A 14,120-nucleotide genomic window follows, 5' to 3' on the forward strand; every position below is an offset into this window, starting at 1 on the left:
AGCTATTTTTTTATAAAAAACTTTATATATATGTGTTAAAATTTTATTTAAATTTAGGTATAAGTTATATATAATTATAATAGGGAAAGATATAACAGGGGGAAATATACCGATGAAAAGGATATTTAATAAATTAAATGAGAATATAATAATTATAAATAATAAAGGAGATATATTATTTTGTAATGAAGTATTATTAGAAAAATTAGGGTATAAACAAAAGGATATAATACAAAATAATATAAATAATATTTTATATAATATAGAAGATATTGATTGTATAAAAAAAGAAGAAAATATAGATTTGTTGTTTTATAGAAAGACAAAAGACATTGTCAAATTTAACTGTGATATAATAATAGATTTTTTTGAAGAAAAAGAAGCAATTTTTATATTATGTAAAGAAATAAGCAAATCATATACAATAGAAGACTTAGATAATCTACTAGATAGTATACCGATAGGATTATGGATTAAGAATATAGATGGTAAATATTTATACTCAAATAGATATCTAGCAAGTCTTGCCAACAAAGAAAAAGAAAATATGATAGGAAATTATGATATAGATAATTTTAAAGATGAATATGCACATTTATATAAAGAGGTAGATGAAGAGGTAATAAATACAAAAAAGCCAAGGCTATTTGAAGAAGCTATAATAGTAAATGGAATAAGCAAAGAGTTTGAATCGTATAAGGCACCTATACTTGGTGAAAATGAAGATGTAATTTATACGGTAGGAGCTACAAGGGATATAAGTTTGAGAAAAAAGATAGAAAAGCAGGTATTTAATAACCACAATCAAGTATCAACTTTGAACAATATTTTAAATATATCTAATCGTGATATAAAAGGATTATTAGAAAATGGTTGTTATGAGCTCTTAAAATACTTAAGTATTGATGGAATATCTATATGGTTGTATGATAAAGATAAAAAAGAATTAAAATCATATATAAGAAGAGGTTATTCTGTTGTATCACAGCATGAAGGTATAATAAAACTAGGTAAAGATACAATAGAGTGGGAAATTTTTAATAATATGTCAGATGGCTTAAGGGATATAAATGAAGTAAGCCATATAGATATATGTAAAAAAATGGAAAATGATGGAGTGAAATACATAGGAACTTATAAAATAAAATTAAGAGATGATATTATAGGCATATTAACTATATATTATAAATATGATAATAAACCACCAGAATATGACCAAAGTAATTTTATAAAAGCTATATGTGGTCAGATGGCTATATTAATCAAAAACTTAAAACTCACTAATGAAATAAAAATAGAAAATAAAAAAAGAAGCAATACAGAAAGAGAATTGGCATTGTTTTTAGAAACAGCAGTTGATTTAGTAGGGGTTATAGATGAAGATGGATATTTTAAAAAAGCAAACTCAAAATGGAGTGAAGTATTAGGATGGACAGAAGAAGAATTAATAAATATTAATTTAAAAAATTTACTACATCCTGAAGATATGAAAAAGGTATTATCAGTTAAAGATTTTAAAAAAGGTTCTAAATTTAGAAAAAATGTTAAGTATAGATATTTAAACAAAAATGGAAAATATATATGGTTACATATAGGTAGCAAGTATGTAGAGGAAGAAAATCATTTTTTAGTTACAGGAAGAGATATAACAAAAGAAATGTATGTTGAAGAACAAACTAAAAAACTAGAAAAAGCTATTGAAATAGAGAGTATGAAAAATGAATTTTTCTCTAATATATCACATGAATTTAAAACTCCACTTAATATAATACTTGGGAGCATGCAGTTATTAAATCAAAGTATATATAAAAATAGCATAACTACTGAAAAACTTATTAATCATATAAGTACAATAAAGCAAAATTCTTATAGACTTTTAAGACTTGTAAATAATCTTATAGATATAAGTAAAATAGAAACAGGATACTATGAATTACAACTTTCTAATAATAATATAGTTAATATAATAGAGGATATAACTCTATCAGTTGTAAATTATGTAGAGTGTAAAAATATAAATTTAATATTTGATACTGATACAGAGTGTGAAATATTAGCATGTGACCCTGATAAAATAGAGAGGGTTATGCTAAACTTATTATCAAATGCAATAAAATATACAGGAGAATATGGAGAAATAATAGTAAGTTTAAAATCAGATGGTAAAAAGGTAATAGTATCTGTAAAAGATAATGGGACTGGAATACCTAAGGATAAAATAGGAATTATATTTGATAGATTTGGACAAGTAAATGATGCACTAATAAAAAGAAGAGAAGGTAGTGGAATTGGTTTATCCTTAGTTAAATCTTTAGTAGAAATGCATGGAGGCTCTATAAGGGTAGAAAGTGAATTAAATATAGGAAGTGAATTTATATTTGAAATACCTGTATCTTTAATTGAAGATGAAGAAGTAACTATATTAGATAAAAATTTAAGAGATACACAAATAGAAAAGTGTAATATAGAGTTTTCAGATATATATAATATTTAAAAATATATATAATAAATTAATGAATAATTAATTATAAACCATGAAGGTTTTCACTAGCTAAAGTGAAAACCTTTTTTGAATTATATTATTATTATCGATGCTTTGTATAGTTGCTTACGCAGACTATAAATGTATTTATAGTAAATTAGATAGAAAATAAATGGAATATGGAGTTTACTGATAATAATTAAAGAATATAAAATATACATCTTATATGCTTTAATTTACAAAAAGTAATGTATAGAATCTTAAAAAAGTAGATATATCAAGTAATAAAAAATATTTGATATATCTACTTTTTTAGATGCAGTAAATAAACATGATTATAATTATATAGCAATATTATTTAATTTATTAAGTTTTTGTAGTTTGTATTTTTTAAACATCAATGTATTAGACATATTACACAAAGTTAACTTACCTATCTTTCAAATGAATTGCTACTTTCATAGGAACAACAAAATTTACTTCCTTTAAATAAAAAGAAGAATGCGCTGCCCATAATAAGAGGGGTTATAAATGATACAGCTAAAGCGATTGAATTGCTATATGTACTTTTTGTAAAAACTGCAAGAATTAATAAGATAAGATTAATTTAAAAATATGAAAAAAGATGAAGATAAATAATAATACAGATTGGCTAAAATCAAAGGATTCATTGAAATGGTATTATAAACTTATCATAAAAAATAAATAATACTATGATAAAATATGACTATAGACCATAAATTAAGATATTTTGCATAAGGGAGGGGAATTAATGAATATCATATATTTTTTAGTAGGAATAATAGCGACGACTATTGGTGCAATATCAGGAATTGGTGGAGGAGTTATAATAAAGCCAGTACTTGATACATTAGGAAATTATGATATAAGTACGATAAGTATATTATCTAGCTTTACTGTGTTTTCTATGTCAATAGTAGCTTTATTAAAAAGCATAAAAAATAAAGTTAAATTAGATGGAAAGAGAACTATATCTCTAGCAATAGGTTCTATAATAGGTGGGATATTAGGTAAAAATTTATTTACCTTATTTTTAGCGGCTTTAAACAACAATTTACTAGGCCAAAAAATACAATCAACTACATTATTTATACTTATGGGTGTAGTTTTAATTTTATATATTAATGAAGGTAAAATTAAAGGTTTTAGAGTTAATAATATAGGATTTTGTGCATTGATAGGTATTATATTAGGTATAATTTCTTCATTTTTAGGAATAGGTGGAGGACCGATAAATGTAATTGCATTAATGTATATACTAGGTATGGGAAGTAAGGAAAGCTCTATACATTCTATATTTATAATATTTTTTTCACAAGGGTCTAAACTTTTATCGGTGTTTTTATCAGAAGGATTTAGTGTATATAACTTAGAGGTACTTCCTTTCATGGTTGTAGGTGGTATTATGGGAGGATTTATAGGAAGTTATTTATTAGGAAAGATGAAGAAAAACAATATAAAAAATCTTTTACATATACTATGTTAATTATTATGTGTTTTAATTTGTACAATTTAATAAAAAAATAGTTAAATATATATTTAATAACCAAATAATTGTTAATATCAAAAAATATCTAAGTAAGAAAATGAGGGGAAAAAATATAATGATAAAAAATATAAAAAGTATTTTTTTACTTCTTACTATTTTATTTATAATTTGTGTATCAATAAAAAATAATAGTGTATATGCACAAAAACTAAATGATAGTAATTTGAGTAAAGATAGCATAATAGATAGTATAGAGAGTACATATAATAAAAAAGAATTAGAAAAAAACTATATAAACAAAGTTAGGGCTAATTTAAAGGGTGAAGTAAAAGACAGTGAATATTACTTTATACAAGGTTATATAGACTATAGTATACATGATTATAAAAGTGCAATAAAAAATTTTGAATTAGCCAAAAAGGATATAAAAAATTCTAAGGATACATTTTTAAAAGTATACAATTATATACTTTTAAATAATTGTCTTTTAGAAGAAGGCAAAAGTGAAAATTTAATAACTAATGCTAAGAAGGCAATTACATATATAAAGGAAGATAAGTCATATAAAAATAATAGTAATGTAGTTTGGGAAGTAATATTTCCATTAAGTTATAATGCAAAAACTAAGGATGAATCAATAAAATTACTAAAATCATATATAGAAGAAACTAGCAATTTAGATATAGAGACTAAAATGGCATTAAGGGGAAATTTAGCTATAATATATACTATGGATAGAAAGTATGGCAAAGCTATATATAATTATTTAGATGTTATAAATTTAGCAAAGAAACATCCAAATATAGATAAAGCTGGTGTGTATGAAGCTAAAGCATATACTTTTATAGGTAATATAGTATATGAATTAGGTCTGCATAAAGAAGCTATAGATTGGTATGATATGGCAATAAATATAAAAATACCAAATAAATTAAACAATGCAGAAGCAAAGGTAAATACATATATAAATCAGATGCATGCATACTTAAGTATCGGTGATTACGATAAATGTAGTGATGTAGTAAATGAGACAAAAAAATATATAAAATATCTAGATAAAAATGAACAAGATGATGTAGAAATTCTTCTAAATTATAATATAGCCAATATAAATATACATAAAGGAAATTATGAAGAAGCTAAAAAATATATAAAAAAAGGTTCAGAGTTATTAAAAGAAGATAAAGTAGAATATTTTATTCATAAAGATATTTTCTTAGGATTATCATATGCAAGTATATTAAAAGAAGAAGGAAATTATAAAGAAGCTTTAGATATATATAATAAAATACTAAAGCTAAAAAATGAAGGTGCTAAATATATAGAAATTGATATCTATTCTGATATAGCTGAAATATACAGTAAAATAGGAGATCTAGAATCATATAAAAAATACAATGAAATACTAAAAGAAAAGAAAGAATCTTTAGATGAAATTATAAAAAATGATTATATTGAATATTCAATAAAGGCATATGAAAATGAAGTATTAAAAGAGAAAGAGAAAAACGAACAAATAAAAGTATTAATTATGACATGTATAGTAGTAATATTAATTATTATTTTAATAGCAAGAATAGTTCGTGTGAAAGCATTAAAAAAATTACACTATCAAGATAGTATGACAGGTCTTTATAATAGGAGATATCTAGATGATTATGAACAGAGAAATATAAAGAAACTAGAAGAAAAGGAAATTTCTATAGTATTACTAGATATAGACTACTTTAAGAAATATAATGATAATTATGGACATATAGAAGGAGATAAAGTAATAAAAGAAGTATCAAATTCAGTTCTTATGAATATTAGAAAGAAAGGGATAGGAATAAGATTTGGAGGTGAAGAAATAGTTATTATACTAGAGGACACTAGTGAAAATGAAGCCATAGAAATAGTAGAAAAAATACAAAAAGATATAAAAAATAAGGCAATAGAACATAAGTATTCATTAGTTAATGACATAGTAACTACAAGTATAGGTATATATACTAAAAAGAAAAATATGAAAGAAGATATATATTTAGCAATAGATAAAGCAGACAAGGCATTGTATGAGTCTAAAAATAATGGAAGAAATAGATATAGTATATATAATTAAAAAAGTAATGAACTTTTAATTATAAAAATTATATTAAATTTTAAATAAAAGCCCTTAAAATGATATTAATGTTTTAAGGGCTTTTATTTAAAATTTGAATAAGTATGAAGGAATTTATATGTTAATATCTAATATTGTATAAAGAAAGGTATATGATAAACGTTTATCAGGGGGATTATATGGAAAAAACAAAAGTAAGAAGAAAGCCAAAGTGGCTAAGAGTAAATTATGAACGTCAATCTATAAAAGAGATTGAAGTTATGATGGAACAGTTATCATTAAATACAGTATGTAAAGAAGCAAAATGCCCTAATTTAGGTGAATGCTATAAAAAAAGAACAGCTACATTTATGATAATGGGAAGTCAATGCACTAGAAATTGTAGGTTTTGTAATGTAACTAATGGTAAACCTCAAAATCTTGATATAAATGAACCAGAAAATGTAGCAAAAGCAGTAAAAGAACTAGGATTATCTCATGCAGTTATAACAAGTGTAACAAGAGATGATTTAGAGGATTGTGGAGCTAGTCACTTTGCAAAAACTATAGAAGCTGTGAAGAGTTTAAATCCAGATACTACTGTAGAAGTGCTAATACCAGATTTAAAAGGTATCAAAGAAAATTTAGATATAGTTATAAAAGCAAATCCTGATGTAATAAATCATAATGTCGAAACTGTAGAAAGATTATATGATACAGTTCGTCCAGAAGCAATATATGAAAGAAGTATAGATGTTTTAAAATATGTAAAGGAAGTAGCACCTCACATATTAACAAAAACTGGTATAATGGTTGGCCTTAGTGAAAGTGATGAAGAAGTATTTAAGGTTATGGATGATGTACTTAAGGTAGGATGCGACATATTTACAATAGGTCAATATCTAAGACCATCAAACAAACACATAGAAGTTTATGAATACGTAACACCAGAAAAATTTGAAGAATATAGAGTGGTTGGAGTAGAGAAAGGATTTAAGTATATAGCAAGTAGTCCTTTAGTTAGAAGTTCGTATAATGCACAAGAAGCTATTAAATAGACAAAAGGGGATAAAACCATGATATATGTAGAAAATAATTCAACTAATCCATACTTTAATTTTGCACTAGAGTATTATCTTATAAATGAGAAAGACTTAAAAGATGATGTTATATTTATGTTTTGGAGAACAAATCCAACACTTATGATAGGAAAATTCCAAAATACAATAGAAGAAATTAATGAAGATTATGTAAAAAATAATAATATAAATGTAGTTAGACGTATAACAGGTGGCGGAACCATATATACGGATATGAATGGATGGCAATTTAGCTTTATAACTAAAAACTATAATGGAAATGGAATAGACTTTAAAACATTTACAACACCAATTATTGAGGCATTAAAAAGTCAAGGAATAGATGCATACTTTAATAGTAGAAATGATTTATTAGTAGATGGCAAAAAATTCTCTGGAAATGCACAATGTGTTAAAAATGGATGTAAATTACACCATGGTTCTATACTATTTGACACTAACATAGAGGAAATGGTAAGAAGTATAACTATAGCTGAAGATAAGATAATATCTAAAGGAATAAAATCAGTTAAAGATAGGGTTGCAAATCTTAAAAACTATTTAAAGGAAGATATGGATAGTTTAAAGTTTAAAGATATAATGCTAGAGAGTTTACTTAAAGAATCTAGTGGAGTTTATAATTTAACAAAAGAAGATATAAAGAGAGTAGAAGAAATAGCTAAAGAAAAATTTGAAACTTGGGAATGGAACTACGGTAAATCTCCTAAATTTGAAATCACTAAAGGAAAAAGATTAGATGGAGGAAAGGTAGAATTTAGGATTAATGTAGATAAAGGCATAATAAAAGAATGCAAGATAAATGGAGACTTTTTTGGAGAGGGCGAAATAGATGATATATCAAGTTTACTATGTGGATGTAGATATAATAAAAAAGATATATTAGATATATTAGAAAATATTGATATAAATAAGTATTTCTATAGAGTGAACAAAGAAGAACTTATAGAATGTATAATATAATTTTAGATATAATAATAAAAAACCTGTATCAATAATATTGATACAGGTTTTTTATTTAAAATAACATATATAAAATATAAGTTATTAATGTAATTTATTTATATATTAATAGCATAAGAATCTTCTTTTTTTAATTTTAAATAATTCATATAGGTATTAGTTTCAGCTATAACTACAGGAGTAAGATAAATTAGAGCTATAAGGTTAGGTATAGCCATAAGAGCATTAACAATATCCGCAATTATCCAAACCATTTCAAGTTTTAAAAATGACCCAATAAGTATCATTAAAACAAAGACAACCCTGTAAGCGCTTATAAACTTAATACCAAATAAAAACTCAAAACATCTTTCTCCATAATAACACCAACCAAGTATAGTAGTAAAAGCAAATAAACTTAAACTAATAGTTAAAAATAAAGGTCCAATATGTGGAAGAACACTTTCAAATGCACTTTGAGTCATAAGAGCACCATTTAAATCTCCTTTCCATACACCAGATAATATAAGAGAAAATCCAGTAAGAGAACAGATTATCAAACTATCTATAAATGTCCCAGTCATAGATATAAGACCTTGCTCAGCTGGATGATTAGTTTTAGCAGCAGCTGCTGCAATTGGAGCACTACCAAGTCCAGATTCATTAGAAAATACACCTCGAGCAATACCATTTCTAATAGCCATAGATACACTAGCTCCCATAAATCCACCTATAGAAGATGTAGGTGTAAAAGCACTTTTTAGTATTAAGATAAATGTAGATGGTATTTTATTAAATGAGCCTAAAATAATTAAAAAGCACATTAGTATATATACAAAAGACATAAATGGAACTACTGTAGATGCTACTTTTGAAATATTTTTAATACCTCCAAATATAACTAAGGCTACAATTAATGTTAATATAATTCCAGTTATTTTAGGATTAATTCCAAAACTTCCATTAATAGAATCAGTTATAGAATTAACTTGAGTAAATGTACCTATACCTAAAAGAGCAACTAAAATACCACTTATAGCAAAGAAAATAGCAAGAGGTTTATACTTAGATCCCATACCATTTACTATATAGTACATAGGACCACCAGAAATTTCGTTTTTTTCATTTTTAGTTCTATACTTTATAGCAAGTACTCCTTCAGCATATTTAGTAGCCATTCCAAAAAATGCTGCAACCCACATCCAAAATAATGCACCAGGACCTCCTATTTTTAGAGCAGTAGCAACACCAACTATATTTCCAGTACCAACTGTAGCAGCAAGAGCAGTGCATAAAGCGCTAAAGCTTGAAATATCTCCACTACCATTATTTTCTGATTTAAATATTAATTTTAAAGCAGTAGGTAATTTAGTTATTTGTAAAAATCCAAGTTTAAAAGTAAATAATATACCAGTACCAACTAATAGTATTAGTAAAGGTGGTCCCCATATAAATGAGTTAATTTGAGATAAAACATCAATTAAATTCATAAAAATACACTCCTTATATATTCGCTTATTTTTAAGCGAAGTGAATTTTATGCCTTAATAAATCAATAAAGGAAAATGAATTAATTGACAGGAAGATAAGATATTTAGAAATTTTTAATTTTCTAAATAATAAGAATAATAATTGCTTGAATAAAAAAAGCCAAGTCTTAAGACTTAGCTCTGGATAAACTACAACTATAAAACTATACAAAAAGTAAGTATAGTACATAATCCCTGTCCTTTTGCCTGAGAGATTGAGCAAAATTGCCTTGCCCCTTCGGCGCCTATATAGGTCTCTCCAGAGTTCCCTAAGCTTTACAGTCCTACTTATAAAAGTACCTGAGAGTGCGACTCCTTCGGTGTGTCAAAATGACATCTCTTCTATAAAGCTTCAATCGGGTATTGATTTGTTATTGCATTTGCTATAATAGTACAAAAAAAAATATCAAATGTCAAATCAAAAAAAATAAAATTAAAAACTTTAGCTATATAAACTAGATATTTAAAATCTTAGGATAATTTCTACAATATATATTTTTTGACTTAATCAAACTAGAATAAAAATATGTTTATTGAACAATATAACTAATGAAAATTAATTAAAAGGAGATATAAAATGAAACCAAATCCAGACGATAGAAGAGACAATGTTGAGAAAATACAATGTAATATAAATCATACTCTAAAAAATATTAGATTAGCAAATGAAATGATTGAAAAAGTAGATAATCCTGAAGAAAGAAGAAAATTAGAGGAAAAAAATAAAAGAAGAGAGGAATCTCTTAGTAATATGCGTAGTGAAATAAAAGAAGAAGCTAATGTAAATAAAAATGAGTATAGATAATTAAAATATATAATTTATAGTTAGACATAAAAAAGGTAATAAGTATGTACTAACATAAACTTATTACCTTTTAAAATATTAATCATCTAAACAAGCCAAACCTCTATCGTATAAAAGTTCATTTAATTTTAGAATACCGATTCCTTTGTTTACACCAAATATAATTACAGCATCTCTTAAATTTTTAGAATATAGCTCACCACAATCTGCAAGTCTTAAAGCTTTATTAGTTTCTTTAATATCTAGACTTGCTCCGATACAAAGTTTGATAACTTTATCGCGACTAGGTTTTTTACTTCCATTTAAAATTTGATAACCATAAGTTCTATCTATACAAGCATTTTTTATAAGTTCACTTTTAGTAATTTGTTTATGTTTTAAAATATCTTCAAAAAATGTTTTGAACTCTAAGCCTTTATATTTATCATAGATATCTACTAGATATTCATCTAAGCAGCTTTCATCTTTTATATTTTTTAAAACTCTCATTAACTCTATTGTTTCATTATTCAAGCTATCACCTCCAATTTATATAGAAGATTGTTTCATATAAAGTTGTTTTTTTACAACTATAGTATTTTTTCTTTTAAATAAATTATCTAAATAATTATAATAAGTACCAGGTGTTATTATACCATTTATTGCTATTAAGTCTAAACCTATAGAACCTACGATAGTATCTGCAAGTCTTACACAATTTGCTGTTAGAGTAAAGTATGTTTTAAAATACCCAGATTTGAATTTATAAAATTTACAATTAGTATCTAAAAACATTAGATTTGTTTCATCAGTATACTCTTTAAATGGATCTTTCTTTGAATTACATTCCCAGTGAATACAATTATTTTTAATAGATGATATTTTATCTTTAATAGCATTATGTTGAATTTTATTTAATGCTAAAGTAAACCCTATTAGAGAACGATTGCATTTAGAATTTATAAAATTAATATATTTTTTAGTATCAGCTTCTAATAAAACACCATCGCTAACAAGTGTAAATAATCTATTAGAACTACTATCATAAGTTCCATATGAATAAGTTATTCCATCAAAAGATATATCAACATGACCAAATCCATTAGCACAATCAGGAGCTAGATGAATAAATATATCTATTGTTGAAAAAGAGTTATCTATTAGATTATCATAGTCACTACTTTCAACTAAAACTTTATTATTAGGATTTACCTTGATAAAATTATTAATTTTATCTAATAGATGTTGAGGTATAAATGCGGCATAAACTATTGGTAGTGTAATCCTAAATCTCCTTTTTAAATTAGATTTAAAGGCATTGATATCTAAAATCTCCCTTAAAAAATCAGAAAAAAGTGTAAGAGATATTAGTATCACATATATACTGCATATTTTATCTACTATAGATATATAATCTAGTGGATAAAATAATAAAACAACACCAAATCCTAATGATATTAAGCTAAAAATAAAGCCTCTTACACATTCTTTTACATTGTTTTTGTATAAAATAATAGCTGCAGTAATTCTACCTACAAAATTTAATAATGCATACAGACCTATTATTCTTATAATAGATACCGTTAAAAAAATAGGATTATATTTAATAAAAAGCCCAAGAGAAATACAAAGAATACCTTCAACTAGTGTATTTATATGGCGCTTTTCTTTGTTAAAAATATAAGTTAGCATAGATAATGTACCTATAACTAATAAAAAAGTTAGTATCATATCAGTTGTTATACTTCCTATAAAATCAGAACTAAATAACATAATAAGTCCTAGTATAAATAAAATTATAGATTTTGATAATATAGAAAAAGGGGATATAGTTTTTACGTTCATATAAAACCTCCTTACAGATAGTATAATATTATCATTAAATTAGAAGTTTAACAAAATAGTATTTATGTATGATATAATTTTACTGAAAATGTAGATAAAGAGGGATTAAATTTGAATTTAGAAGCAGAACTAGAGTTGTCTTTATATGAAGAACTAAAAACAATACATAAAAGTAGTAAAAGTGAAGTAATACTTGTTCATAATAATATAAAAAACAAATTATATATAAAAAGATTATTAAAAGAATGTAATAAAGATGTATACTATGCTTTAAAAAATATAAAAAGTGAAAATATACCTAAAATATATGAAGTATTTGAAATAGATAATAAGTTGGTAGTAATAGAGGAGTTTGTAAATGGTAAAACTCTTCATGAAAAATTAAAAGAAACAGATCATTTAGAAGAAATAGAAGTTATAAATTATATAATATCTTTATGTGACATATTAAATATATTACATAATCTAAATCCACCAATAATACATAGAGATATTAAGCCATCTAATATAATGATAAGTAATGATAATGTATTAAAGCTTATTGATTTTGATATATCTAGAAATTATAAATACGGAGAAAATATGGATACAATTTTACTAGGCACTAAAGGTTATGCATCTCCTGAACAATTTGGATTTGAACAAAGTGATTGTAGAAGCGATATATACTCATTGGGTATTATGATGAATGTGCTAACTACAGGAAAGCATATAAAAGAAGTTGAAAATAAAGGGTTATTGGAAAATGTTATAAAGAAATGTACTAAGATATCTCCAGATGATAGGTATCAAGATGTATCAGCACTAAAGAGTGATTTAATAAAATTAATTTATAAAACACAAGCCAGTAAAGAAAAAAATATAAACAAAATAGGATATAAATTAAAAGAAAAAATTATAAATGAAGATAGTAGTAAACCTATAAATATTAAAACTAAAAAAATTAATAAAAACACTAGGTTAAAATCTAAGTATATACCAGGGTTTAGAAATGGAAATAGGATCAATATGACACTATCTACAGTATTTTATATATTTTTAATAATAGGACTATTTGTTGTAAGTAGCATTGGTGAATTAATACAAAACTTAATAGTAGTAATAATGCTTTTAATGTATTTTTTATTATATACTAATTTTCTAGATATAAAAAACAAGTTACCAATTATAAAAAGTAATAAATTACATATAAAGATACTTGGATATGTACTATATTCTAATATAATATTTTGGAGCCTAGGTATACCATTAACTTATATTGTAGGGTAGTTGTATGCTATGAGCATACCAATAGGCTATAAATAAACTTTATAATAAATAATGAAATAGTTATTATGGAGGTTATTTATGAAAAAAGTTTTACTAGGAGTTATAATAGGATTTGTAGTTATAATAGGAGGTTGCGCTCTAATGCTTGCACAAGGTGCATCTAGTGTTAACCATGCTATAGAAGAAACACAATCACAATCAGAAAAAGAAAATAAGAAAATAGAAGAGATGGCTAAAAATATTACTTGGGAAATAAAAAAAGAAGATTACATGACTAAAATAGTTGGAGTTTTTGAAAATACAAGTAATGAAATGATAGATTATGTTCAGTTTGATTATAAGCTATTAGGAAAAGATGGTACTGTTATAGAAAAATCTTTTACTAATGAAAGTGATATAGCACCAGGAGAAAAAAGAAAAGTTGAAATATTATGTGAAAAAGATGATTTTGATAGCTACGAAATAATTGCTACGAATACTGCATTTTAAGGAAAGTATATCTTAACAATTGTTAAGATATACTTTTTTTAATACTAAATGCTAAACTTGATTAACGGAAGTAGTTGTCGGTGATATGAAACA

At 24.7% G+C, this 14,120-nt stretch carries 11 protein-coding genes and 1 riboswitch; of the genes, 8 read left to right on the forward strand and 3 right to left on the reverse strand.

Features of this window, described 5'->3' with window-relative positions:
• Nucleotides 1-112 precede the first annotated feature (112 nt).
• The 5 genes from FRIFI_RS04350 to FRIFI_RS04370 all read left to right on the forward strand — a co-directional run bounded on the left by FRIFI_RS04350 (nt 113) and on the right by FRIFI_RS04370 (nt 8,132).
• Nucleotides 113-2,494, forward strand: coding sequence for a PAS domain-containing sensor histidine kinase (locus FRIFI_RS04350; protein WP_166505085.1), 2,382 nt, complete (start codon nt 113-115; stop codon nt 2,492-2,494).
• Nucleotides 2,495-3,254: 760 nt separating this feature from the next.
• The gene (locus tag FRIFI_RS04355; protein WP_166505086.1) at nt 3,255-3,989 is read left to right on the forward strand and encodes a sulfite exporter TauE/SafE family protein; all 735 of its coding nucleotides are present in this window, start codon (nt 3,255-3,257) and stop codon (nt 3,987-3,989) included.
• 118 nt (nt 3,990-4,107) lie between these two features.
• The gene (locus FRIFI_RS04360; protein ID WP_166505087.1) at nt 4,108-6,093 is read left to right on the forward strand and encodes a tetratricopeptide repeat-containing diguanylate cyclase; all 1,986 of its coding nucleotides are present in this window, start codon (nt 4,108-4,110) and stop codon (nt 6,091-6,093) included.
• A gap of 179 nt (nt 6,094-6,272) precedes the next feature.
• Complete coding sequence (gene lipA / locus FRIFI_RS04365; RefSeq protein WP_092926624.1) at nt 6,273-7,130, forward strand: lipoyl synthase; 858 nt, start codon at nt 6,273-6,275, stop codon at nt 7,128-7,130.
• A gap of 18 nt (nt 7,131-7,148) precedes the next feature.
• Nucleotides 7,149-8,132, forward strand: coding sequence for a lipoate--protein ligase (locus tag FRIFI_RS04370; RefSeq protein ID WP_166505088.1), 984 nt, complete (start codon nt 7,149-7,151; stop codon nt 8,130-8,132).
• A 98-nt stretch (nt 8,133-8,230) separates the two neighbouring features.
• Here the strand turns inward: FRIFI_RS04370 and FRIFI_RS04375 are convergent, their stop codons facing one another.
• Entirely contained in the window at nt 8,231-9,601 is a 1,371-nt protein-coding gene (locus FRIFI_RS04375) for an alanine/glycine:cation symporter family protein (RefSeq protein WP_092926620.1), read from the reverse strand.
• A 224-nt stretch (nt 9,602-9,825) separates the two neighbouring features.
• Nucleotides 9,826-9,913, reverse strand: a riboswitch (glycine riboswitch).
• Nucleotides 9,914-10,217: 304 nt separating this feature from the next.
• On the opposite strand from FRIFI_RS04375, the gene tlp reads away from it, so the two are divergent.
• Nucleotides 10,218-10,445 carry a small acid-soluble spore protein Tlp gene (gene tlp, locus FRIFI_RS04380; RefSeq protein ID WP_166505089.1) on the forward strand — a complete coding sequence of 76 codons (228 nt, stop codon included), beginning with the start codon at nt 10,218-10,220 and terminating at the stop codon, nt 10,443-10,445.
• Nucleotides 10,446-10,523: 78 nt separating this feature from the next.
• Here tlp and FRIFI_RS04385 read toward each other — a convergent pair whose 3' ends face one another.
• Together FRIFI_RS04385 and FRIFI_RS04390 are read right to left on the reverse strand one after the other, a co-directional pair.
• A complete protein-coding gene (locus FRIFI_RS04385) occupies nt 10,524-10,958 on the reverse strand; it encodes an XRE family transcriptional regulator (RefSeq protein ID WP_166505090.1) in 435 nt (144 codons plus the stop codon).
• A gap of 15 nt (nt 10,959-10,973) precedes the next feature.
• On the reverse strand, nt 10,974-12,269 hold the full coding sequence (locus FRIFI_RS04390; RefSeq protein WP_166505091.1) for an HdeD family acid-resistance protein: 1,296 nt from the start codon (nt 12,267-12,269) through the stop codon (nt 10,974-10,976).
• A gap of 111 nt (nt 12,270-12,380) precedes the next feature.
• Between FRIFI_RS04390 and FRIFI_RS04395 the strand changes: the two genes are divergently transcribed.
• Together FRIFI_RS04395 and FRIFI_RS04400 are read left to right on the forward strand one after the other, a co-directional pair.
• Complete coding sequence (locus tag FRIFI_RS04395) at nt 12,381-13,538, forward strand: serine/threonine-protein kinase (protein ID WP_166505092.1); 1,158 nt, start codon at nt 12,381-12,383, stop codon at nt 13,536-13,538.
• A 78-nt stretch (nt 13,539-13,616) separates the two neighbouring features.
• Nucleotides 13,617-14,027, forward strand: coding sequence for an FxLYD domain-containing protein (locus FRIFI_RS04400; protein WP_166505093.1), 411 nt, complete (start codon nt 13,617-13,619; stop codon nt 14,025-14,027).
• Nucleotides 14,028-14,120 lie beyond the last annotated feature (93 nt).

It is taken from the genome of Romboutsia hominis, from assembly GCF_900002575.1.
GTDB lineage: Bacteria > Bacillota > Clostridia > Peptostreptococcales > Peptostreptococcaceae > Romboutsia_C > Romboutsia_C hominis.